The sequence below is a fragment of the Weissella coleopterorum genome (assembly GCF_011304355.1).
Lineage (GTDB): Bacteria > Bacillota > Bacilli > Lactobacillales > Lactobacillaceae > Weissella > Weissella coleopterorum.
In genome coordinates this window covers 1,477,901-1,502,837 of record NZ_CP049888.1, presented here as the reverse complement: position 1 = coordinate 1,502,837, position 24,937 = coordinate 1,477,901, and the positions used below count along the sequence as shown (strand labels likewise).

Annotated in this window: 22 protein-coding genes, 1 tRNA gene and 1 pseudogene; all 24 read left to right on the top strand. The window is 37.6% G+C overall.

From position 1 onward, the window contains the following. Nucleotides 1-61: 61 nt before the first annotated feature. The 24 genes and pseudogenes from xylA to G7084_RS07475 all read left to right on the top strand — a co-directional run bounded on the left by xylA (nt 62) and on the right by G7084_RS07475 (nt 24,737). Nucleotides 62-1,447: a xylose isomerase gene (gene xylA / locus G7084_RS07590; protein ID WP_166011482.1), complete on the top strand. Its 1,386-nt coding sequence runs from the start codon at nt 62-64 to the stop codon at nt 1,445-1,447. A 102-nt stretch (nt 1,448-1,549) separates the two neighbouring features. Further along, a complete protein-coding gene (gene xylB / locus G7084_RS07585; protein ID WP_166011480.1) occupies nt 1,550-3,055 on the top strand; it encodes a xylulokinase in 1,506 nt (501 codons plus the stop codon). A 257-nt stretch (nt 3,056-3,312) separates the two neighbouring features. Continuing rightward, nucleotides 3,313-3,801, top strand: a complete 489-nt coding sequence (locus G7084_RS07580; protein WP_166011478.1) for a hypothetical protein — start codon at nt 3,313-3,315, stop codon at nt 3,799-3,801. 115 nt (nt 3,802-3,916) lie between these two features. Continuing rightward, nucleotides 3,917-4,303 carry a hypothetical protein gene (locus G7084_RS07575; protein WP_166011476.1) on the top strand — a complete coding sequence of 129 codons (387 nt, stop codon included), beginning with the start codon at nt 3,917-3,919 and terminating at the stop codon, nt 4,301-4,303. A gap of 18 nt (nt 4,304-4,321) precedes the next feature. Beyond that, nucleotides 4,322-4,663, top strand: a complete 342-nt coding sequence (locus tag G7084_RS07570) for a hypothetical protein (protein ID WP_166011474.1) — start codon at nt 4,322-4,324, stop codon at nt 4,661-4,663. A gap of 198 nt (nt 4,664-4,861) precedes the next feature. Further along, on the top strand, nt 4,862-7,717 hold the full coding sequence (gene uvrA / locus G7084_RS07565) for an excinuclease ABC subunit UvrA (RefSeq protein WP_166011472.1): 2,856 nt from the start codon (nt 4,862-4,864) through the stop codon (nt 7,715-7,717). Between the two features lie 151 nt (nt 7,718-7,868). After that, nucleotides 7,869-7,988 (top strand): putative metal homeostasis protein, encoded by a 120-nt coding sequence (locus G7084_RS07560; protein ID WP_006844941.1) that lies wholly within the window; start codon nt 7,869-7,871, stop codon nt 7,986-7,988. A 316-nt stretch (nt 7,989-8,304) separates the two neighbouring features. After that, nucleotides 8,305-10,136 (top strand): annotated as a pseudogene (locus G7084_RS07555) (APC family permease). A 175-nt stretch (nt 10,137-10,311) separates the two neighbouring features. Next, on the top strand, nt 10,312-11,295 hold the full coding sequence (locus tag G7084_RS07550; protein WP_166011470.1) for a DUF2785 domain-containing protein: 984 nt from the start codon (nt 10,312-10,314) through the stop codon (nt 11,293-11,295). Between the two features lie 62 nt (nt 11,296-11,357). Continuing rightward, on the top strand, nt 11,358-12,506 hold the full coding sequence (locus G7084_RS07545; protein WP_166011468.1) for a D-alanine--D-alanine ligase family protein: 1,149 nt from the start codon (nt 11,358-11,360) through the stop codon (nt 12,504-12,506). Nucleotides 12,507-12,976: 470 nt separating this feature from the next. Next, the gene (locus tag G7084_RS07540; RefSeq protein ID WP_166011466.1) at nt 12,977-14,374 is read left to right on the top strand and encodes an Nramp family divalent metal transporter; all 1,398 of its coding nucleotides are present in this window, start codon (nt 12,977-12,979) and stop codon (nt 14,372-14,374) included. A 24-nt stretch (nt 14,375-14,398) separates the two neighbouring features. Then, entirely contained in the window at nt 14,399-14,872 is a 474-nt protein-coding gene (locus G7084_RS07535) for a universal stress protein (protein ID WP_166011463.1), read from the top strand. 149 nt (nt 14,873-15,021) lie between these two features. Then, nucleotides 15,022-15,921, top strand: a complete 900-nt coding sequence (gene rapZ / locus G7084_RS07530; protein WP_166011461.1) for an RNase adapter RapZ — start codon at nt 15,022-15,024, stop codon at nt 15,919-15,921. Further along, a complete protein-coding gene (locus G7084_RS07525) occupies nt 15,918-16,925 on the top strand; it encodes a gluconeogenesis factor YvcK family protein (protein WP_166011459.1) in 1,008 nt (335 codons plus the stop codon). Before rapZ ends, G7084_RS07525 begins: the two co-directional genes overlap by 4 nt. A gap of 121 nt (nt 16,926-17,046) precedes the next feature. Further along, nucleotides 17,047-18,003 (top strand): DNA-binding protein WhiA, encoded by a 957-nt coding sequence (gene whiA / locus G7084_RS07520; RefSeq protein ID WP_166011457.1) that lies wholly within the window; start codon nt 17,047-17,049, stop codon nt 18,001-18,003. A 62-nt stretch (nt 18,004-18,065) separates the two neighbouring features. After that, the gene (locus G7084_RS07515) at nt 18,066-18,656 is read left to right on the top strand and encodes an ATP-dependent Clp protease proteolytic subunit (RefSeq protein WP_166011455.1); all 591 of its coding nucleotides are present in this window, start codon (nt 18,066-18,068) and stop codon (nt 18,654-18,656) included. Between the two features lie 157 nt (nt 18,657-18,813). Next, on the top strand, nt 18,814-19,065 hold the full coding sequence (locus G7084_RS07510; RefSeq protein ID WP_166011453.1) for a hypothetical protein: 252 nt from the start codon (nt 18,814-18,816) through the stop codon (nt 19,063-19,065). Nucleotides 19,066-19,083: 18 nt separating this feature from the next. Then, a complete protein-coding gene (locus tag G7084_RS07505; RefSeq protein ID WP_166011451.1) occupies nt 19,084-19,344 on the top strand; it encodes a zinc ribbon domain-containing protein in 261 nt (86 codons plus the stop codon). Between the two features lie 29 nt (nt 19,345-19,373). Next, nucleotides 19,374-19,754, top strand: a complete 381-nt coding sequence (gene gloA2 / locus G7084_RS07500) for an SMU1112c/YaeR family gloxylase I-like metalloprotein (protein WP_166011449.1) — start codon at nt 19,374-19,376, stop codon at nt 19,752-19,754. A 67-nt stretch (nt 19,755-19,821) separates the two neighbouring features. Continuing rightward, nucleotides 19,822-19,893 (top strand) — tRNA-Gln (locus tag G7084_RS07495). Between the two features lie 421 nt (nt 19,894-20,314). Beyond that, nucleotides 20,315-22,585 (top strand): MucBP domain-containing protein, encoded by a 2,271-nt coding sequence (locus tag G7084_RS07490; protein WP_166011447.1) that lies wholly within the window; start codon nt 20,315-20,317, stop codon nt 22,583-22,585. Nucleotides 22,586-22,781: 196 nt separating this feature from the next. Then, nucleotides 22,782-23,219, top strand: a complete 438-nt coding sequence (locus G7084_RS07485) for a GNAT family N-acetyltransferase (RefSeq protein ID WP_206212038.1) — start codon at nt 22,782-22,784, stop codon at nt 23,217-23,219. Nucleotides 23,220-23,317: 98 nt separating this feature from the next. Further along, the gene (locus G7084_RS07480; RefSeq protein WP_166011445.1) at nt 23,318-23,908 is read left to right on the top strand and encodes a TMEM175 family protein; all 591 of its coding nucleotides are present in this window, start codon (nt 23,318-23,320) and stop codon (nt 23,906-23,908) included. A gap of 238 nt (nt 23,909-24,146) precedes the next feature. Then, on the top strand, nt 24,147-24,737 hold the full coding sequence (locus tag G7084_RS07475) for a pentapeptide repeat-containing protein (protein ID WP_166011443.1): 591 nt from the start codon (nt 24,147-24,149) through the stop codon (nt 24,735-24,737). Nucleotides 24,738-24,937: the final 200 nt, after the last annotated feature.

The window sequence follows — 24,937 nt, the reverse complement described above, 5'->3', positions numbered from 1 at the left end:
TTGGACGGAAAAACCAACCGATTGAAAAATAATAAATTAACGTATTTTGGAGGGTAAGATTTTGGCAGAATTATTTGATTTTCCTAAGGTAGAATTTATTGGTGGTAAGAAGGGCTTGGATTTTGAACAAGCGAAGGGTTATAACTTCTATAATGCCGATGAAAAGTTCACGATTAATGGTGAAACTAAAGCAATGAAGGATTGGATGAAGTTTTCAGTTGCATATTGGCATACAATGGATCAACGCTTGGTCGATCCATTTGGTGAAGGAACTGCAATCCGTCCTTGGGATGTAAATGGTCAAGATGACATGTCAGATATGGAACATGCCAAGTCAAAGGTTAAATATATGTTTGAATTCATGGATAAGTTGGGCGTAGAATACTTCGCTTTCCATGATCGTGACCTTGCCCCTGAAGGTAAGACGTTAGCTGAAACAAACGCAAACTTAGATGTCATTGTTGATATGATTGAAGCTGAGATGAAGCGGACTGGTAAGAAGTTACTTTGGAATACTTCATCATTGTTCACTAATAAGCGTTTCGTTGCTGGTGGAGCGACAACACCTTTCGCTGATGTCTTTGCGTACGCAGGTGCTCAAATTAAGCATTCACTTGAAATCGCTAAGCGTTTGAACTCTGAATCATACGTTTTCTGGGGTGGTCGTGAAGGGTATGAATCACTTTTGAACACTGACACAAAGCGCGAATTAGATCATATCGCTGACTTCTACAAGTTGGCAATTGATTACGCTAAGGAAATTGGCTATACTGGTCAATTCTTGTTGGAACCAAAGCCTAAGGAGCCAACTGCTCATCAATATGACACTGATGTACAAACCACAATTTCTTTCCTATATACTTATGGGCTCCAAGATAACTTCAAGTTGAATTTGGAAGGAAACCACGCTTTCTTAGCTGGACACACGTACGAACACGAAGCCCGCTTTGCTCGAGAGGCTGGATTGCTTGGTTCATTGGATGCCAATATGGGTGACAAGCAAACGGGTTGGGATATTGATGAATTCCCTAATGATATCTATGAAGCAACTTTGGTTATGTACGAATTTATCAAGAACGGTGGTTTGACTACTGGAGGATTGAACTTCGATGCGAAGGTTCGCCGTTCATCATTTACACCTGAAGATTTGTTTTACGGTCACATGGCTGGAATGGATGTTTACGCTGCTGGCTTCCGTGTGGCTTATAAGATGGCGCAAGATAACTTCTTTGAGAATATCTTGAAAGATCGATATGCATCATTTGATTCAGGAATTGGAGCTGACTTTGAAGCTGGTAAGGTTACCTTTGCCGACATGGAAAAGTATATTTTGAATAAGGAAGATAGCGAAATCCTTGATACAGTTAAGTCAGGTCGGATTGAAGCAATCAAGGCTTCAATGAACAACTACATTTACTCAGTTTTGGGTGAAACTTTTAAGAAGTAAGTTATTTTAAATATTAATGAGTTAGTAAAGGGACTGGACTATAAAATAGTCCGGTCTCTTTCTGCCTAAATGGAAATTAACATATATGATAGGAGAAAAAAGATGGAAGAATTAGTCTTAGGAGTTGATCTTGGAACCTCTGCGGTCAAAGTCTCAGCAGTGAGTCGCGGTGGTAAAATTGTAGCACAACGCTCATTTGATTACCCTCTCTCGCAACCAAAACCAGGATTTTCAGAGCAAAATCCAGAGGATTGGGTGAATGGAACCACCATGGCAATTGTGGAATTGATTTTAAAGGATGGAATTGCTGTTGATGCGATTAAGGGAATCTCATATTCGGGTCAAATGCACGGATTAGTATTGTTGGATCAAAATAAACAGGTTTTACGGCCGGCGATCTTATGGAATGATACCCGGACCAGTCAACAAACCCAAGAAATTTCCGAGCAAATGGGTGATGAATTTATTGATATTACCCGTAATAAGGCCTTAGAAGGTTTTACTTTGCCTAAGATCCTATGGGTTAAAGAAAATGAACCTAACATTTTTGCAGCGGCCCAAACCTTTGTCACACCTAAGGATTACCTCCGCTATCGGATGACAGGGCGATTAGCGATGGAAATTTCAGATGCTGCTGGAACTGTGATGTTAGATGTAGCTAAAGGAGATTGGTCAAGCGAGATTCAGGCGGCCTTTGATTTACCAGTGTCATTCTTCCCACCTATTATTCAAGGGATTGAAGCGGCTGGTAATATTTCAGAGTCGTATGCATTGTTCTCAGGCTTAGATACGAATACACAAGTCTTTGGTGGGGCAGCAGACAATGCTGCTGGCGCAATTGGTTCAGCGATTTTGAAGCCCAACATGGTTTGGTCTTCAATTGGGACTTCTGGGGTAGTTTTGAAATACGAAGATAACGCTGATGTTGATTATCATGGTCAAATTCATTTCTTTAATCATGCAATCCCAAATAAGTATTATTCAATGGGTGTGACTTTAGCCGCAGGGCATTCATTGAACTGGTTTAAGAGTCGCTTCGCACCAGCAGAAGATTTCACTGATTTGGTAGCCAGTGCTGAAAAATCAACAGTAGGGGCGAATGGATTGCTGTTTACTCCTTATATTGTGGGTGAGCGGACTCCATACGCCGATGGCGATATTCGCGGATCGTGGCTAGGCATTGATTCAATGCACCAACGTTATGATTTTGTGCGTTCGGTCTTAGAAGGCATTATTTTCTCTTTTAAGGATATTTTTGAAATTTATGAGGCTGCTGGAACTCAGTTTGACACAGTGATCGCTTCCGGAGGTGGCGCAAAATCACCTCTTTGGTTACAAATTCAAGCCGATATTTTCAATAAAAAAGTGATTGTCTTAGAAAATGAGCAAGGTCCTGGAATGGGTGCCGCCATTTTGGCTGCCGTTGGTTTAGGTTGGTTTGAGAGTGTAGAGCAAGCCGCAGAAAAGTTTGCGAGCTTTGGTCAGGTCTATGAACCTATGGCTGAAAACGTGGCAAAGTATGCGCAAATTTATCAAATCTACAAACAAATGTATCAGCAAACGGCTGAAATTAGCCACGAATTATTAGCTTATCGTCGTGAAAATTAAGTTTTCCATTACTAAAACATAAAATGTTTTTTCATACGAAATAGAGTCATCATTGATTATGATGACTTTTTTTATTTATCTTTTCAATCATTGGGTTAACTGTCGTGAGTATGCTACACTTCATTTTTCCGTTTCAACATATTTTTTATAAGCTAAAAAATCAGCTAGATCACATTTTTGAAAAATTTTTGGTTAAAATAGATTTTGACCAACGTTAATCCAATTAGCGCTACTTTGATTGGAGGAATATTGAGAAGATGAATACTTTGGAAGATTTTGAACAAATTATTGGTGGAGTGTTGCAACATCAACATATTTACCACTTTAATTCTGATTTTGAAGATCGTCAGCAGGTTTGTCGGGAAAAAATTTGGCGTCTCTTGCAGCAACAACCAGACCTGAAAGCCAAAGATAATCCGTACCTATTTATGATTCTCATAAATATCATGCGTGATTTTGGTCGAAAGCAGGCACGCACAGAGGCACTTCAAGCGCATTTAGAAGGGTCTTTCAAAACAACTAAGCCTACTAATAATGAACTACAATCAGTCCATTTTGCAATTGATTTAGCAGCATTTGAGCAGATGTTACCTACGGCGGAATTGAAAATAATTTTCCAAGATATACGGTGCTTTCCAGATGCGAAAATTAATGAACGCTGTCAGAGATTGGGACTCGCCCGAACGACTTTTAAGCGCAGACAAAAACGAATAGGACGGTTATATTTACGATGGTTACAGGAATAAATTAGTGAATCAGCCATTGAATTCCTAATTTCATGCTAAAATAGAATTTGAATAAAAAAATAATTACTGATCTTATGTAAAGTAGATCTGGTAGCAAATAATTAGAGGATCGAAAATGGCAAAAAAAACAAATAAAGTGGAAGCAGAACGTTTTTTAGCAATGCTTTTACAATACAGTCGTGATGGACATTTTAACCATATTATTTTTAGTGTACGTTTAAATCGTAATCCGGCATATACCAGACAAGTTATGAATGTCGATTTAAAACGAATTTCAAAGAAATATGGAAATGATGAACGTTCGTATGTCTCAATGACTGCCGAAGAGGCCAGTCAAATTTTAGCGCTCATTAATCGATTAAAGGAAGCAATGTTTGCTAATAGTGCCGAAAAAATTGTTTGGGAATCTGACTTGTTAGCTCGGCATGAACAAGAGTTTGGCTATCACCAAATTCGGGAACGTGATCAATACGATAATTTAGAATTTGAACTATTGCTGTAGTTGGGAAGGAGTCTGAACATGTTGCAACATCAAAATAAAAGTTGGTGGCAACAAATGATCGAACATATCATTTCAATGATTTTAATGGTGATCATGGTGCTCTGTGCAGCCTTAGCTCTGACAATTTTAATTGTTCTAATTGAAGAAATGATCGTTTTTATTGCTAAAGGGCGTTTGATTAATACATACACCAATGTCTATGGCAATGCGCTAGGTGTGATTGGTTGGCATTTCCTGATTATCTTTTTTATTGTAGCGTATTGGTCGTTATTAGATGTTTTTCATCCACGGGTTCCACAAGGTCAATATGATGTGGCTCAATATTTAAAAGAACCGAATAATCAACAAATAAAAAAGTAGATCATAAATAAATTGTTAAAAGTGGTTAGAACGAAAAGTTTCGTTTTTGACCGCTTTTTGATTTGGATAATTTGCATAATAGATCTGTATTTTTAATGTTTTTGATTTAAAATTTGAGGTTTAAAAAGTTAAAATTAGGTTTTATTTAATTTTTTGGTATAATATTAGTAATAAAAACATATGAAAAGAGGGAAGGTAATGGCAAATGATTGGATCACGATTCATGGGGCACGGACACATAATCTGAAAAATGTTGATGTTAAGATGCCACGCGATCAGTTTGTAGTAGTTACAGGTTTATCTGGTTCAGGAAAAAGTTCGCTGGCTTTTGATACCTTATATGCAGAAGGACAAAGGCGCTACGTGGAAAGTTTATCAGCTTATGCTCGGCAATTTTTAGGTCAAGCTGATAAACCAGATGTTGATTCGATTGATGGCTTAAGCCCGGCTATCTCAATTGACCAAAAAACCACCTCTAAAAATCCCCGATCAACGGTGGGAACGGTCACAGAGATTAACGATTATTATCGACTTTTGTATGCCCGCGTTGGTAAACCGGATCAACCCGCTGATGGGACGATCATCAAGCCATCAATTGATCAGATGTTGAATTATGTCACGGAGAACTTACCAGAAGGCAGTAAGTTACAAATATTGTCACCCATTGTTCAACATAAGCGTGGTTCCCATGCAACGGCGTTTGAGCGTATTAAAAAAGAGGGTTATATTCGGGTAATGGTGGATGGAGAACTCCATGATTTGTCGGATGATTTGCAACTTGATAAGAATAAATATCACGATGTCGCGATTGTAGTCGACCGAATTGTCCTTCGTGATGCGGCCCGTGCCCGTTTATTTGAATCATTTGAGGCGGCGATGACAATGGCGGAGGGTGTTGTAGCAGTGGCGGTTGTGGATGGACCTACCTTGCAATTTTCAGATCATTATACTGGCGTATTGAAAAATTTTGGAGTGGGAAAACTTTCACCGGCCTTATTTTCGTTTAACGCCCCCATGGGAGCATGTGAAGTTTGTGGTGGTTTGGGAGTTAAAGTTGAAGTGGATCTAGATTTAGTGGTACCGGATCCTACGCTAACCCTAGAAGAGGGTGCAATCGCAGCATGGAACCCAATTTCATCGAAATATTATCCTGAAATGTTACGACAATTTGCAGAACAATTTGATATTCCGATGGATCTGGCATTTCAAGAATTATCGAATGAACAAAAAGATTTAATTTTATATGGTGCCGGAGATAAAACTTTTCATTTCCATTATCAAAATGACTTTGGTGGTGTCCGAGATATTGACTCCGAATTTGAGGGAGTGATTAATAATATTAACCGCCGCTATCAAGAATCAAATTCAGATTTCACCCGGGAAGTAATGCAAGGGTATATGACGGCTTTGCCATGTAGTACCTGTCACGGTTATCGCTTAAACGCAGGGGCTTTATCCGTTAAAATTGGAGAAAAGCATATTGGTCAAGTTTCTGAAATGTCGATTGAAGATGAATTGGATTTCTTTGAAAATTTGCAATTTAGCGAACAGGATGCAGAAGTTGCGCGACCAATTACTAAGGAAATTCGCGACCGATTGAGCTTTTTGAAAAATGTGGGCTTAGAGTATTTGACGCTATCTCGCTCAGCGCGAACCCTCTCTGGTGGGGAAGCCCAACGGATTCGATTGGCAACGCAAATTGGTTCTAATTTATCGGGAGTGATGTATGTTTTGGATGAACCTTCGATTGGATTACATCAACGTGATAACAATCGATTAATTGCATCGCTCCAAAAGATGCGTGACTTAGGAAATACGTTGATTGTTGTTGAACATGATGAAGACACGATGCTGGCCGCTGATTATTTGATTGATGTGGGACCTGGCGCTGGTGAACATGGGGGTGAAATTATGGCCTATGGGACACCAGATGAAGTTAGAAATAATCCGCGCTCTTTGACGGGGCAGTATTTACGTGGTGAAAAGTTTATTCCGGTGCCACAAGAGCGCCGAACTGGTAATGGTCAATTTTTGAAAGTTCAAGGTGCCAGTGAAAATAATTTAAAAAATATTAATGTAGAAATTCCCTTAGGTGAATTTGTTGTTGTGACAGGTGTCTCAGGTTCAGGTAAATCTTCTTTAGTTAATTCAGTTATTAAAAAGGCGTTGAAACGTGAAATTAATCGTAATACTGAAAAACCTGGTGCCTATAAAGAAATGACGGGATGGGAGCAATTAGATAAGATTGTCGATATTGACCAGAGTCCCATTGGACGAACTCCACGTTCGAACCCTGCGACCTACACGGGAGTTTTTGATGATATTCGAGACTTATTTGCCCAAACCAATGAGGCTAAGATTCGAGGCTATAAAAAGGGTCGATTCTCCTTTAATACCAAAGGAGGGCGTTGTGAGGCCTGTAAAGGAGACGGCGTTTTAAAGATTGAGATGAACTTCTTACCTGATGTTTACGTTAAATGTGAAGTTTGTGGTGGAACCCGATTTAATTCAGAAACCCTTGAAGTAACATATCGAGGATTAAACATTGCCCAAGTTTTGGATCTGACAGCGGAACAAGCTCTCGACTTCTTCAACGCTATTCCAAAAATTCGGCGGAAGTTACAAACGATTGTTGATGTTGGCTTGGGTTACGTGCAACTTGGTCAGGCGGCCACCACGTTATCTGGTGGTGAGGCGCAGCGGATGAAATTAGCTTCTGAATTACAACGACGTTCAACTGGAAAAACAATTTATATCTTAGATGAACCAACAACCGGTTTGCATGTAGATGATATTTCACGACTATTAGAAGTCTTACAACGTTTAGTTGATAGTGGCAATACTGTCTTAGTTATTGAACATAATTTGGATGTAATTAAGACGGCAGATTGGTTGATTGATCTTGGGCCAGAAGGTGGTCAAGGAGGCGGAAAAATCTTAGTAGCTGGTCCTCCAGAAAAGATTGCTCGAACGAAAAAGTCGTATACTGGTAAATATTTAGGCCCCTTGATGAAGCGCGATATTGAGCGAGCTAAGAAGAAAATTCAGGCCTAGTTAAAGCTGGAGTTAAAATTAGGATCAGACTAATGAGCCCTTGCTAAAAATTAAATTAACAGTTATACTTATTTATAGTAAGTATTGGATTGCTAGGATCAATTTGATCCCGTCCCTTTTGCAATGATTCAAAAAAAAGGAGATCTCACCTATGACTGAAAGATTAGATTTAGCGTCAGCACGCCGGAAGATGAAGAGTCCTAATATTAAAACACGAAAACGTGCTTTAAAAGCTTTACATGATGCAAGGAAGCAAACTGTAAAGAAATAGGATCAATTAATTTTAGCGTGTTAGATTAGAAAAATTTATTGCACATAGCGTTTTTTACAAAAATGAAAAGGCCTAGATTGGATGGTCAAGTTTCAACTACCGTTTGTTCGGATAACAGTGGAATTTGGCTCTAACAATTGGGGCCTTTTTGTGTACTTTTAATTTCTATCCTGACAATGATTCTTATCACAATTTTTCAATAATAAACGATGAAATAATTTAGCTAAAAAAGATTGGTGGTTCGCCCATAGACAAAGCTAAATAAATGGATTAGAATAGCACTCTGTAGGAATATAAATATTAGGAGATAATGAGTATGTGGCGCTATTTGAAACGGTTTTTAATTGGGAAGCCATTAAAAACGTTGGAAGAAGGTTCACAACATTTAAGTCGGGGAAAGCTTTAGCTTTATTGTCCTCAGATGCATTGTCATCAGTGGCTTATGGTACGGAACAAATTACGACTGCTTTAATTGCAGCGGGAGCCATGGCTCTGTGGCTACAGATTCCGATTGCCATCTTGGTTTTGGTGTTATTAGGGGCAATTACTTTATCATATCAGCAGATTATTCATGAATATCCATCTGGTGGTGGCGCGTATTTGGTAACATCTAGGAACTGGGGTCAAAAGCCAGGACTGGTGGCTGGTGGCTCACTATTAGTTGATTATATGTTGACGGTTGCAGTTTCAGTCACAGCCGGAACGGCTGCGATTACTTCAGCGATTCCATGGTTAGGACGTTATTCCATTGCGATCGCAATTCTTTTGGTTTTGTTGTTGATGGCAGTTAATTTACGTGGTGTTCGTGAATCCGCTGGATTCCTAACTCTACCCGTATATGCCTTTATCATAATGATGGTCATTATGATAATAATGGGTTTGTATAACATTTTGACTGGTCAGGTAGAGTATCAAGCACCTGCAGCAGTGGGAACGAGTTTCAGTGGTCTTTCACTGGTCTTAATTCTACGCGCTTTCTCGAGCGGTTCTTCATCTTTGACGGGTGTCGAGGCTATTTCGAATGCAGTACCAAATTTCAAAGCGCCAAAGGCACACAACGCTGCATCAACTTTGGTTATCATGTCATTGATTTTAGCTTTCTTCTTTGGTGGCGTGACCTTCTTGTCATACTGGTATGGGATTACACCGAATGCTGATGTGACGGTCCTAGCACAAATTGGGCAAAATGTATTTGGACATGGTGTGATTTTTTACCTCTTCCAAATTTCGACGGCTTTAATTTTGGCAGTGGCAGCCAATACTGGTTTTTCCGCTTTTCCACAATTGGCTTTTAATTTGGCCAAGGACAAATTTATGCCACATATCTACATGGACAAGGGTGATCGGTTAGGCTATTCAAACGGGATTGTATCCTTAGCCTTGGGATCAATTGTTTTAATTTTAATTTTTGGTGGTTCAACAGAGGCCTTAATTCCACTCTATGCCGTTGGAGTTTTTGTGCCGTTTACATTATCCCAATCGGGGATGATCATTCATTGGTGGCGCGAACGGGATGGCTTTTGGGTTGGTAAAGCTATTATCAACTTTATTGGGGCCATCATTTCAGCTTCATTAGTCGTGATTTTATTTGCGTTACATTTTACCAATGTTTGGCCATATTTGATTATTATGCCGATTCTGCTCTATATGTTCATGAGCATTCGAGGTCATTATCGTAAAATTGGAAAGCAATTGCGTGTCTTGTCAAAAGAACCAATTAAGCGTCGGCATTATGAAGGGGCTGAGGTTGTTATTTTAGTGTCAAACCTTACCCGAGTTACTGCTGAAGCTGTTGATTACGCCAAGTCTATTGGAGATAATGTGATGGCGTTACACGTTTCATTTGATTCTAATCCGGAACGTGAGTATCGTTTAGGAGTTGAATTCAAGCGAGAATTCCCAGATGTTCGTTATGTCGACGTACACACTTCATATCGTTCGATTACAGTGCCTGCGTTACGGTTTGTTGATGAAATTTCTAAAGGGGCTAAGGAACGGAATCGGTCATTGACCGTTTTGATTCCGCAATTTATTCCCCATTCATCTTGGCAAAATGCTTTGCACAATCAAAATAGTTTACGTCTACGGACTGCACTGGCTAAAAGAGATGTAACGATTTCAACTTATTATTTCCATTTATCAGAATAATTCATAGCGAAGATTAAACCAATTTATTTGATTCATGTTTTATTGACAGAATCATAAATTGGTTTTTTAATTTAAATCGGTATTTCAAAGATTCATAAAAGTGAAAATAGTTCACTTAAATATATTTTTGTTTTAAACTAGAGATACATATTGTAACTAGAAAGGAGTCCAACAAGTGGTCAATCAAACAAGTGAAGTGAAGTTAGAAGTTGCTGATCTGCGCCAACGAGTTCATGCGGGCGAATTATTGGATTCTTTAGGGACGGTTGTTGGCAAACTATTAGATAAGTTGGAAACCGCACCTAGCACGCCAGTTACTCAATTTTCGAGCAAAGATGAATTATTACTTTTTGCCCGAGTTGATCAGTTTAAACAGCATTTGATGGAAGAAACAGTAGCAGAGTTAACCGAAAAAGATTTAAAAATATTGTTGGTCGGACTAAAGCAAACTAATCCACAGATAAGAGATCAAGGAGTCTTTATCTCGTTGATGCAAGGAATACAGCAGGGTGCGTTTAGCGTCACACAAGAACAATTTATGATTCAAGAATTATTGCAAGATAAGGTCTTATTTAATCATATTAATGAATCTGAAAATGATGGAGCTTTCCAACGTTCTTTTGCTATTTTTTTGTTGGCATTACTTATTTTCTCTGGTCGGCGTAAGAATGTTGAATTGTTAAACGCTCAGCAGTGGCACATAATGATTGAGCAAATTGGTGTTTATATTGTGCTGGAACGCGATACAAGAGGCTATGTAGCCGATAAAGGGTGGGTTCACGCGTTTACGCATTTAGGAAATTTATTGGATGAAATTAATGTGAGTCCGCAAGTGAACCGAGCGGATAAAATTTTACTAGAAACATTATTGGTGGAACGGATTAAGCGGTTGAATACGGCCTTAGTGATGGGTGAAGTAGAAAGAATGGCTCGTTATATGGTTAATCTGGCCAAAATGAACGATTTATATTTACAGTATATTTTGAACCAATTAAAACAGTGGCGCCCTGAGTTGATGCGCCAGATGCAGACAGAAAACGTAGTGAGCTGGACGCGGCACTACAATCAGACGCATCTTTTATCCGCAATGCTTTTGCAGAAAGATTTACCCCCACTGTTATATGAATATTTAGATGAAGGAAGAGCATTTTTAATTTAAAAAAGCTATTCAATTGGACCAGACTAAGGTAAGATAAAAGAAAAAATAGGAGCATAAAAACCATGACTGAAAAATTAAATGTGGCGATGTTATTTGGTGGTAATTCATCAGAGCATGATGTTTCAAAGCGTTCTGCACATAATATCTATGATGCAATGGATAAGGAAAAATACAATGTAACGATCTTTTTGATTTCAAAGGCGGGCTACATCATGAATCCAGAGGATTCATGGCGAGTCTTTGAAGGTGCGGACGAGGATCCAATCGTGGCTGCAGCCATGCAAAATCTGGATGTTAAAAACCCATTGGCACCCATTATTAACTTGGGTCAAATTGACCAAATTGATCTTTTCTATCCCGTTGTGCATGGTAATTTAGGTGAAGATGGAACGCTACAAGCGCTATTCCGACTACTACAAAAGCCTTACATCGGAGCGGGAACCGCTGCATCGGCCATATCATTTGATAAAGATTTGACTAAGCGTATTTTAGATCAAGCTGGAGTGCGAAACACCAAGTATGTTTTGCTGACAGATCAAAATAGCCAAGACTACTCGTATGAAAAACTAGTGAACGAGCTTGGAACGAAGGTGCTTTTTGTTAAGGCCGCTAAACAAGGTTCTTCAGTTGGAATTGCACGAGTAACCAATGAGAAAGAATATCAACGGGGGCTTCAAGAAGCTTTCCAGTATGATTATAAAGTCCTTGTGGAAGCTGGATTGACACGACCTCGTGAAGTGTTTATTTCAGTATTAGGAAATGAAAAGCCTCGTGTTTCAAAAATTGGGGGAATCATTTTGCCAGAAAATGACGAATGGTATGACTATAATAATAAATTCGTCGATGCATCTGGAATGGTCTTTGAATTACCTGCTGAATTACCTGAGACAACTGTCACAGAGATTCAACAAATGGCCTTGAAGGCATATAAAGCGTTGGGATTAGTAGGCTTAACACGGATGGACTTTATGTTGGATGAAGATGGAACGCCATATTTGGGTGAACCTAATACGTTACCAGGCTTTACGAATATTTCACTTTATCCGCAAATGTGGCAAGTCTCAGGAATTAGCTATTCAGAATTAATTGATGAAATTATTAATTATGGTTTGGCTGAATTTGAACGGAATGCAGCCTTATCTTATGACTTCGTGTCATTAGGTGAGGAACGTGTTGGTGAGAAAAAGTATAATGCTGATGTGAAAGAGTAAACACTATCGGTTGTATTTGAACATAACATATAAGGGTTTCGACATGTTTGCGAAGCCTTTTTGATTGCCAAGAAATAAATCTATGTTAGTGATTTTTAACGGATCGGTTGAACGATTAACGCTACATTATTCAAACGTGTTAAAATTATCATAATTAAAGATAACGCTTACATTAAATTTATCTTAAAATTTGATTGACAATTTGTGAAATTAGATAGACAATGAAACCAGCCAAGAGAGATAGGGCGCGAGTTAGGTATCATTCATAAGCTTTCAACTAATGGTTGAATGAAAACCTTTATGAATTATATTTAGCCAAGTTTTCAATAAAGACCGTATATTAACTGAGGTTAAAGTTACGGACAGGTTAGTTGCGAGACCGGTAGAACTCGCTCCTAGATCAAATGGTCAAATAATTTAATAGACGTACAGATATGTAAATATCTCAATAGTCGAAAAGGAGATTTGAAATGGTCGAAGCTACGAAGAAGCATCACATGATTGAAGATGCTGGGGATGATTTGAGCTTAGAGGAGGTCAATGGTTCCGTTGATACTCCGATGTCTGGCTCGTTTTGGCGGAAGTTAGCCGCTTTCTCTGGACCTGGTGCACTGGTGGCAGTGGGCTATATGGATCCTGGAAACTGGGTGACCTCTGTTGGTGGTGGGGCGCAATATCACTACCTTTTATTGTCAATCATCCTGATTTCATCGCTAATTGCGATGTTGTTACAGCACATGGCTGGAAAGTTGGGAATGGTTAAGCAGGAAGACTTAGCACAGGCCACGCGAGCTCGAACTGGTAAGAAAACGGGAATCGCGCTGTGGATTATGACTGAGCTGGCCTTAATGGCAACCGATATTGCTGAAGTAATTGGTGGGGCGATCGCGCTACATTTGTTGTTTGGCTGGTCAATGATTGCTTCGGTTTTGACAACTGCACTAGATGTATTTTTATTGCTATTATTAATGAAGTTCGGTTTCCGCAAAATCGAAGCAATTGTCATGACCTTGATTCTAACAATTTTAGCCATTTTCGCATATTTGGTTGTATTATCACAGCCAGATATTGTGGCCATGTTTAAGGGTTATCTACCATCGCTGCAAACTATGAATAATGGGCATGCAGTTGGCGGTGGTGAGACTCGTTTGATGTTAAGTTTGGGAATTATTGGGGCCACAGTTATGCCTCACAATTTGTATTTACACTCTTCGATTTCACAAACTCGTAAAATTGATCGTGAAAATAAAACAGAATTAAAAGAAGCGGTACGCTTCATGACTTGGGATTCAAATATTCAATTATCATTAGCTTTTGTGATTAATTCATTGCTTTTGATTTTGGGAGCAGCGCTCTTCTTTGGACATGCCGATCAAGTCGGAACATTTGGAGCAATGTACAATGCGCTACAAGATAATACGATTGCTGGAGCAGTTGCTTCACCTGTCCTATCAACTTTGTTTGCGGTTGCTTTGTTAGCCTCAGGTCAGAATTCAACAATTACAGGAACACTAACTGGAGAAGTCATCATGCAAGGATTCTTGCATTTGAAAGTTCCTATGTGGGTTCGGCGTCTAGTAACGCGTGGATTGGCTTTGTTACCAGTTATCATCTTTACCGTTATTTATGGGGGAAATGAAGCTAAATTAGACCAACTTTTGATTTATTCACAAGTCTTTCTATCAGTCGCCCTGCCATTTGCGATGGCACCATTGATTTACTTTACTTCTTCAAAGAAAATTATGGGTGAAGATTTTGTTAATCCAAAGTGGATGATCGTACTATCATGGTTAATTTTCATCATTTTAACGGGATTAAATATTCAGTTGGTAATTGATATTATTGGAAAAATTATTGCTATATTCTAATTTTCAAAAGATGGGAGAACTAATATGAGTGGATTAAATTTTGATGTTGAACCTAACCAATTTAAGACAATTTTAGTTGGGGTTGATGAATCCGAACAAGGATACTTTGCTTTGATCAATGCAGTTCATCAGGCTCGTGAAGATAATTCGAAATTAGTTATTGCAACGGTTTTGGAAATGGGTGATCTTTCAACGTTAGAGGCAATGTCATTATCAGCGGTAAAAGAAAAACGTGGTGAATATGAAGCTAACTTAGAACGTTATCGTGACTATGCCCAGTCAAAAGGAGTCAAAGATATTGAAGTGGTCTTTGAAGATGGTGCCAAAGCGGGTGACATTTTAGTCCACGAAATCGCACCTAAGGTTCAAGCCGACTTAATTGTTGTTGGTGCTCATTCACATGAAGGCTTCTGGGATTCATTAGGATCACAAGCGGCTTATGTGGCACGACATGCTCGCGTATCAACTTTAGTGGCGCGTCAATTATACCGGCATTAAGTAAGACTATTAATTTATAAATTTCAAATGTAGAACACCTCTGGTTTTGTTATCAGAGGTGTTTTTTATTTGGATGATTTAAGTATCTCAGTACAGGTCATGGTATAATTTTAGCTATAGTATACGAATAGTTGAAGGGGGGATTTGTAGTGCGTAAACCAGAATTAGTTGTCATAACCGGTGTGTCCGGAGCTGGTAAAACCGTCGCAATGCGGGCATTTGAAGATTTAAATTACTTCACAACGGATAACCTGCCGGCAGAAATGCTACCAGAATATTGGCGGTTGATGCAAAAACAAAATCCAGTGATTAATGCAGCCGTCGTAATTGATTTGCGTTCGGAAAAAATTTTTACAGATCTAAGTCACGTTGTGCAAAAAATGTTGAACCAAAATCAAGATCAGGCCTATCAACTTAAAATTCTATTTTTGGATGCCACTGATGCAGAGTTAGTGGCCCGTTATAAAGAAACTCGACGACATCATCCACTTAGTGCAGGGGCAGGAACGCTTGATGATATTAAAAAAGAACGGCATTTGCTTGATAATATTAAAAGCTTGGCGACTGAAGTGATTGATACATCTAACTTTGGTCCACGCGAGCTCCGTAAAAATATTTTGGGACAATATGGTGACCGTCAAGCACACTCGAATTTATTTAAGGTTCAAGTAATGAGCTTTGGTTTTAAGTACGGGGCCCCGCTCGATGCTGATTTAGTTGTGGATGTTCGTTTCTTAGATAATCCGTATTATGACCCGAAATTACGGAATCATACCGGGATTGATCAAGATGTTTATAATTACGTTTGGCAATCGACGGGTGCTGAAGAATTTTATCAAAAAGAATTGGATCTAATCAATTGGGCGTTGCCACGTTATAAGACAGAAGGGCGATCAACATTGACGATTGCTTTTGGCTGTACCGGTGGACAGCATCGTTCGGTTGCTTTTGCACATCGAATGACGCAAGCTTTACAGAATAATGACTGGCCCGTGACTGAATATCATCGTGATATGCAGCGACGAAAGGACAATGGCCAACAAGTATGAGTGATATTATTGGTAAAAAAACCAAAAAAAATGAAGGAAAGGTCGTCGTAATTGGTGGTGGGACCGGGCAATCCGTTTTATTAGGGGGGTTACGTTCATATCCTCTTGATCTCACCGCGATTATCACAGTTGCAGATGACGGTGGATCGTCTGGGACGCTTCGGGATTATTTAAGAATGGTTCCACCAGGTGATATTCGGAATGTAATGGCGACCCTCTCAAATGCATCGAATGATTTTTTGCACCTATTTCAGTATCGTTTTAATAGTGAAGCGGGATTTTTAGCTAACCATACAATTGGTAATATTATGATTGCTGCTTTAGCTCAGGAACATCAAGATATCAATGCGGCAATTCAAAGTTTATCAGTTATGATGGATGTTCAGGGGCATGTCTATCCAGTTGTGAATGAACCCTTGACCCTGTGTGCAACCTTTACTGATAAAACGACGATTAAAGGTGAAGCAGAAATTACGCATGCTCATAAAAAAATTCATAAAATTTGGGTTGAAGATGGAAATGGTGCTGAGCCTAAATCAGCCCCAGAAGTAATTAATGCTATTTTAGGGGCAGATGTCATTGTTTTGGGACCAGGTTCTCTATATACCAGTATTCTACCAAATATTAGTATTCCAAACGTGGCCGCTGCTTTGCGAATTACTCCTGCTAAAATTGTATACATTTCAAATATAATGACCCAAAAAGGTGAAACCGATGATTTTTCAGATAGTGATCATGTCCGCGTCTTAAATCAACAAGTCGGAGCGAATATTATTGATACTGTTATCATGAATTCGGGGCTTGTTCCTGAGGACTATATTGATTGGCAACGCTGGAATGAAATTTCACATCAGGTCAAATCGGATCCTGATGAAGTTCGTAAACAAGGCGCAGTACCGATTATGGGTGATTTAATCGAATTACGAGATGAAGGAGTCTTTCATGATTCTAAAAAAATCTCAGAACTATTGTATGCTATTATTAAAGATCCAGGAATGAAATAGCCCACAGAGTGTCTGATTAAATTAGTTTAGATTGTTGGAAGTTAATAGATGAAAAAGAACGAGGCTACGACGTAAATGTTTCAGCTCGTTCATTTTTTGATTAAAATGAAAGGAGGGGCTTATGTCGTTTGCCAGTGATGTCAAAAAAGAACTAACGATGTTAGAAATTACGAAGGCCCCCAATGCCAAAGCTGAATTATCAGCCTTGTTGCGAATGAATGGGGCTTTAGGCTTAAGTAATATGCAATGGACTTTGAATGTTCAGACAGAAAATGCGGCAACCGCGCGCCGGATATTAACGTTATTGCAGCAATTTTATGATGTGGAAGCTGAAATATCAGTCCGTCGGCAGATGAAATTAAAAAAGAATAATGTCTATATTGTCCGAATTAATCAAAATGTGAATGAGCTATTAAATGACTTACATATTTTTGAATCTGGTGAAATTACGGCAACGGTCTCCAATGCTTGGTTAGCAGATGAAGGAATGATTCGTTCATATTTACGGGGTGCTTTTCTTGCAGCTGGATCGGTGAACAATCCTGAAACGTCCCGCTATCATTTAGAAATCTACTCGCTTTATATCGAGCAGGCGGAGCAACTGGCTCAGTTAATTGATCAATTTGGTATGAAACCCAAGGTTGTTGAACGACGTTCAGGCTACATTGTTTATTTAAAAGAGTCCGAAAAAATTGTGGATCTTTTAAATTTAATGGGAGCGACAGTGGCAATGCTTAAATTCGAAGATATTCGCATTATGCGAGATATGCGAAATTCAGTCAATCGTTTGGTTAATGCTGAAAATGCAAATATTGATAAAACCGTCAGTGCGAGTCAAAAACAAGTTCAAGATATTGAATTTTTGGATGAAGAAATTGGCTTGGATCGCTTACCAATTAAATTAAGGGAGATTGCCGAGATTCGGTTAGCTCATCGTGATGACCCTTTGTCTGAGTTGGGTCAATATGTACATTCTGGTAAAATTACTAAGTCGGGAGTGAATCATCGCTTACGTAAAATTTCAGAATTAGCTGAAAGTTTGCGTGGGGGCGGGCAATTACCAAAAACGATTAAGTGATTGACCTTAAAACAAATAAAATATAGAATGAAGCAATACACATTCATAGGAGGTTTTACATAATGAATCCAATTCCATACGTCATTGAACAATCCGCTCGCGGTGAACGTTCATATGATATTTATTCACGTCTATTAATTGACCGTATTATTATGTTAACGGGTGAGATTAACTCAGCCATGGCAGCAACAATTAAAGCACAATTATTGTTCTTAGATGCGCAAGATCCTGATAAAGATATCTATATGTATATTGACTCACCAGGTGGTGAAGTCATTGCTGGGATGTCAATTTATGATACGATGAATTTTGTGCATGCTGATGTCCAAACAATTGTTGTTGGTTTGGCAGCATCAATGGCTTCTATTTTAGCTTCATCAGGAACGAAAGGTAAACGTTTTATGTTGCCTAACTCTGAATTCTTAATTCACCAACCAATGGGTGGAACACAGGGACAAGAAACTGAAATGAAGATTGCCTATGAGCAAATTTTCAAAACAAGGAAACGCTTAGCGCAAGTTTTGGCTGATAATTCTGGTCAACCTTTAGAACGCGTCAATGAAGATATTGAACGTGATCACTGGCTGGATGCTAATGAATCATTAGAATACGGCTTAATTGACAAAGTTCTAAAAAACGTTAGTGATAAATAAAGCATCAAACAGACCAGGGATTGAGGCATTTTTGCTTTGACCCCTGATTTATTTAGATTCAAAAGAAAACTTGATACAATAGAGATGTGGATTATTATGAATCATATCTTCAAGGTAGATTTTTAATGTAAAACAGCGGATTGATTGAGGTTATTTTATGCAAGAATATATCGCAGTACCAGAGCCAAACGACGGTGGACATATTTTAATTGCCCCAGTTGATCAAACTGATCAACCGATTACTTGGGGGCAACTGGCTGATTTATTAAAAGATGATGCCACGTATCAATTATTATTTGAACAAAATCGCGCTTATTTTGAAAACGTTAATTTTAAAAATGTTTTAGTTGGCTTTCGGCGGGAAGCTGATGCAGTTGTTTTACTAGAAATTTTAAATCAAGATGATTAAGGGATGGTCAATTAATTTATGGAAAAGTTTTGTCAAAGTTGCGCGATGCCACTAAATACCAATATTTTAGGCACAGAAGCTGATGGATCACGTAGTCAAAAATACTGTACGCAATGTTATTTAAATGGTCAATTTGTACAACCTAATTTAACGTTTGATGAGATGGTAGCAATTGGAATTAAAGGAATTGATCAAACTCGTGGTAATCGAATTGCGAAGTGGATGATGAAAAAATCTTATCCCATGATGCTAAAAAATACTGAAAGATTTAAACGTTAATGTATTTTAAAATTCAAGGAGTGAAGTAAATGCAATTTTCAGTCATTCACCATATTGCTATTAATGCATCGGATTATGTGGCAACGAAAAAATTTTATGTTGATCAATTAGGGTTTGAAGTGATTCGAGAAACGCCACGCCCAGCAAAAAATGATATTAAATTAGATTTGCAATTGGGTACACAAGAATTAGAAATTTTTATTGCGGATCATTTCCCTAAGCGTTTAACTTATCCGGAAGCTTTGGGGTTGCGGCATTTAGCTTTTAAGGTCGATCAGATTGAAGTCGCTTTGGCGGAATTAGCTAGTCAAGGAATTGAATTTGAACCAGTTCGCATTGATGAAGTGACGGATAAGAAGATGACTTTTTTCTTTGATCCAGATGGGTTACCATTAGAACTTCATGAATAGTTTAATAAATTGATGATTTAGTTCTTGAAATTGCCAATACGCTTGTTATATAATAGAGTGTATTGATTGGGTATTAGCCAAGCGGTAAGGCACTAGTTTCTGGTACTAGCATGCGCTGGTTCGAATCCAGCATACCCAGTATTTAACCTAATAGTAGGTATAAATAGCTATAAAAAAACTTGTGTAACAACGGTTTAACTGTAAATGGCTATAAATAGGTATAACCTAATTTGGTGCTTAAAAATTAAAGATTTGCCCGCTGGCATGTTCGCTTTGACTTAATTGTTGAAGCTTTTTTGTTAGAACTTGCAACGCTAACGTGAACGCTAAAATTTAGTTCTTTAACAAAGCTCAAGCAAAAAGTGACAAATGTGACGTTTTTAAAACGAAAAATACGTTCATCTCATGAAAAAAGCAATACTAATATACGTAATTTTTAATATATAATTTCGAAGTTGATATTAAATGAAATATAAAATTATCTATATATTAATTAGGAGTAGTCGAGATGAAAGTAAGTAAGTAAGTATTTATTATTAAGCACCACTATTTTAGGATTGATGAATCCCTTGGTGGCCTTAGCTGATGACCAATCGCATATTAGTAGTGATTCAAGTAGTCAAAGTGCATCCGAACAAATTAACAAAAACAATAACCAAGCCACTCAAAAAAGTAAGCAACAAAACAATGTTGATTCAAAAACTAATAAAGCAACTTCAGAAACTGAAGATGCGACACTGAATGGGTTACCTTACTCATACGATGCAACCACTAAGACGGTGACATATCATACTGGAACATATAACATTACTCGTGACGATTCCGTTATTAATGGGGATATTGCAGATATTAATAATGCCGAGCATGTTGTCATTGATGGTAAAATCAATTTTGTTCGTGATAATGACTACTATAATATTGCCTTATTTAGAGCTTCATCAGAAGCAAATACAATTGAAGGTCTTAAAAATGTTGATTTTTCAGGCGCTGGCCCATATACACTAAAAAGTTTATTTTTAAATACTCATTATCGTTCATTAGATCTTAGTAGTCTAGGAACTGCATCAATTGATAACACCACTGAAATGTTTAGAAATATGCCTAATTTAGAACATGTTGATTTAACAGCATTAGATATGAGCAATGTGACCAGAACTGAATCGATGTTTGCCTTTGATCCATCGCTGAAATCAGTAAAATTTGGTAAGCAAAATTTAAGTAATGTACATCGAATGACTAAGATGTTTTTCCATGATGTTAATCTTGAATCTGTAGATACTGAGAATTGGACTACTTCAGATCAATTAGATGGTGTTAAAAACATGTTTAATGGTGACTCAGCCATGAAAAAGTTAGATATATCAACCATCAATATGACGAATACTGCTATGTTAACAAGCGATAGTAAAACACAAGAACCCGGGACAGGAACTGGAGGAGGGGACTGGACACCTGGTGAGGGTTTGAATTCAATGTTGGCTAATATGATACAATTGAAGGAATTAAAGGTAGGGGTCAATAATAATTTTAAAAGTGTGGATGGTGCGGGTAACCATTATAATGTTGGTTTGCACGCCGTGGGTGAAAAAGATCTAAATGGGTATGAATATCTTGGAGGTTGGCGCAATATTGGCGCAGGAACCGTTGATAACCCCGCTGGTGAAAATTCATGGTCATCAGAGAATTTTATGCGCTTTTTCGATAGATCAAAAGATGCAGGTACTTATGTTTGGGACCCACGAAAAGCAGATGATGTAACCGTCAGATATGTTGATGAAAACAATAATTATCTCGAAAAACCCATCGTAATTCAGGGCAATGTGGGCGACCCTTATAGTACAAAGCAAAAAGTGTTTGAGGGATATACCTTTCATGATGTTCAGGGGGATGTGTCCGGTCGACTTACAGACAGTGTAAAACCTATCATATATACTTATTACAAGAATAATGGGTCAAATCATACTGTTAATTTTTATGATATGAATGGTAAAAAGATTGCTGATCAGATTAACAGAACTGGAACCTATCAAGATTCGTATGATCTAACGGATCAAGTTAATAAAACTTTGGCGGCCTTAAAAGCCAAGGGCTATCAGTCAGTTTCCAATTATGGGGTCATTAAGGGAAACTTTGGCAAAGTTCATGATGGCGCGGGCTACATCTTAACGAAGTTACCGGCCAGCGAAGTTGGAACCGTCAAAGCCAACTACGTTGATGAACAAGGCAAGACCATTACCGATAGTGAAATTAAGGGTGGAAAATTAGGTTCAAATTATAAGACCGAAAAGAAAGACATTAAAGGCTACACCTTTAAAGCCGTCAAAGGAAATGAAACAGGTCAAATTACCAAGCAAGAACAAACAGTAACTTACGTTTATACTAAGAATCCTGAAAAAGGTGCGGATGTAACCGTCAAGTATACGGATGAAAATGGTCAGGAGCTTGCCAAATCAGAAGTGAAGACTGGAAATGTTGGCGATAAGTATACGACTGAAAAGAAAGAGCTTACTGGATATACTTTCAAGGAAGTTAAGGGATCAACCAACGGCGAGTTTACTGATAAGGCACAAACCGTGACATATATTTATACTAAGAATGATGACAATAGTGTAAAACCAAGTGAACCAGCTCAGCCAAATACACCGGATAACCAGACGGATTCAAATACTAATGCCAAGAACGATACAACGAATAATATTGTAAACCAGGTAGTTAATAACGTTGAAACGATGTTACCGAAGACCTCAGCGCAAAAATTGACGTTCGCCGGTATCGTTAGTGTGGCTTTAGCCAGTATAGCTGGAATAATGATTTGGAAGAAACGCCAATAACAATTTATGATACAAAAAGGCCAAGAGATTAATGCACTTGGCTTTTTATTTATCACCGGAGATTGATTCAATGTAAAAACATTAAACAAAAATTATATTTTTATAACATCATGTTTTATTATTGTTTTCATTCTTACTATAAACCAATGATAGAGGTGGCTTTTTTTGTTATACTGTAATCTTTGGAGGTATTAGTATGTTAGAGAAGAGAATTGCTAAAAAAGTTGATTACCCAGATGTTGTTGGAGTTTGGGATAGATCAGTTAGAGCGACACATCACTTTTTATCTCAAGAGGACAAGGAATTTTACCAAAACCTTATCCCAAATTTTTTTGATGCGGTCGAATTAATGTTATGGTATGAAAATGATAATTTAATTGGATTTAGTGGTGTAGACGGATATGAGTTAGTAATGTTATTTTTGGATCCTAAATTTATTGGGAATCATTACGGAACTAACATCATCACTTGGTTGAAATCCAATAAAGGTATTAATAAGATTGATGTGAATGAACAAAATGAAAAAGCCTTGCAATTTTATTTGAAACAAGGCTTTGAAATAGATTCGAGAAGCCAGGCAGATGGTTTCGATAAACCATATCCAATTTTACATTTAAAACGAAAAGGCGATTAAGAATTATTTAGCTGGAATTTGAAATATATAATTGGGGTTAGGAACAATAATATCAAAGGATAGTCATATTAAAAAATAAATTATTGAAGGATTTTAGGATGAATAAAAGTAGGATCGAAGCATTTACAGATGCCATTATTGCGATTATTGCCACGATTATGGTTTTAGAATTTAAAACGCCAGAAACGTATCATTTGTCTGGGATTATTGAAGAATTACCTTATCTTTTTGCGTACGCTACTAGTTTTGCGTTTATCTTAGTGGCTTGGTATAACCATCATTATATGTTTTCAATTGCAGAACGGATTACGAAAAAAATTTATTGGGTTAATAATTTATGGTTATTTTCTATGTCCTTAATTCCAGTATCAACAGCTTGGGTGGGTGAATATGTTGATAAAACCGTACCCGAATTGTTTTACTTTTTTGTGTTTTTAGTTTGGTCGATTGCTTATCTTTGGTTATCTCATGAAATTGTTAAGGCGTTAGCTACTAGTAGTAAAGAGAAAGCACTGCAAATTCAAAATATGTCCGCAAATCGATTACTTAGTAATAAATATTTACTGTTGGCGCTCGCAACGGCTGCCTTATTGACGTTTGTATTTCCACCGATTATGATTATCGCGACGGCGATTGAATTGATTATCATGGGAATATCAACCCCGGCCGATGGAGATCAACTTTATTAATAGTAAAAAAATCACTCGAACTGTAGAGTGTTTTTTTATTTTTTTAAATACCATTGGCAAGAATAAAGGTATCATATTCTGGTATTAAATTGAGTTAGTACTTGATTGAGTGAAATTCATAGGTTCGATACAGCAATTGAACATGCCGATCAACTAGTGAATTGATTTATTAACAGGATCGTTTGCTATAATTTAGTAAATACAAATTAATTAACTGATGAATAAAAAGGAGAATGGTTTGATTGAAAATAAGGTAATGAGTTTGGATGAGGTTGAGATTGGTGAAAAGTATTTTAAATGTGAATTTACATTTTCAAATGGTAATCTCTTACTGGATGACATAACTTTTGATAGCTGTATTTTTAAGCAAGATGATTTTAGTTTAGCTGATATCTTGGATTGTACATTTATTAATTGTGATCTCTCTAATTTTTTGTTTAATGAAAGCAATATTTATCGCACTAAGTTTAAAAATGATCGTCTTTTGGGATCTTCTTGGATTGGTGCAAATCTTAAGGATATCAAAATTGAAGCATGTCAAGGTGACCTAAGTAATTTTTCTGCAGCTAAAATTACCAAGAGTGTTTTTTCAGATACCGCTTTACAAGAAGCATATTTTCAAGATGTTGAATTTAAAAATCAGATTATTTTTGATCACTGTAATATTGATGCCATTGATGTTACAAACACAAAATTAAAACAGGTGCAGGTAGCAAGTAGTAGTTTTTCTGCTATTTCGTTTAGTCCGGAATTGATGAAGGGGCTTCAACTAAATATTCAACAGGGTATGATTATTTTAAATGCGTTAGGGTTAGACGTTAAGGATTGAAATTATGCAAGTTAGAAATGTAAAATAATCTTTAATCGTGTTACAGCATCGTTTTGGATGTGGTAAACTTCAATTTAATCAAATCTAAAAAGGAGAATGGTAAATATGACAATTGTAATGGAACGGGGAGCTATCGCTTTCTAGAAATTTAATCACAGCTCCCCGAATCTAATGAAGTTACCGATATCATTAAATTAGGA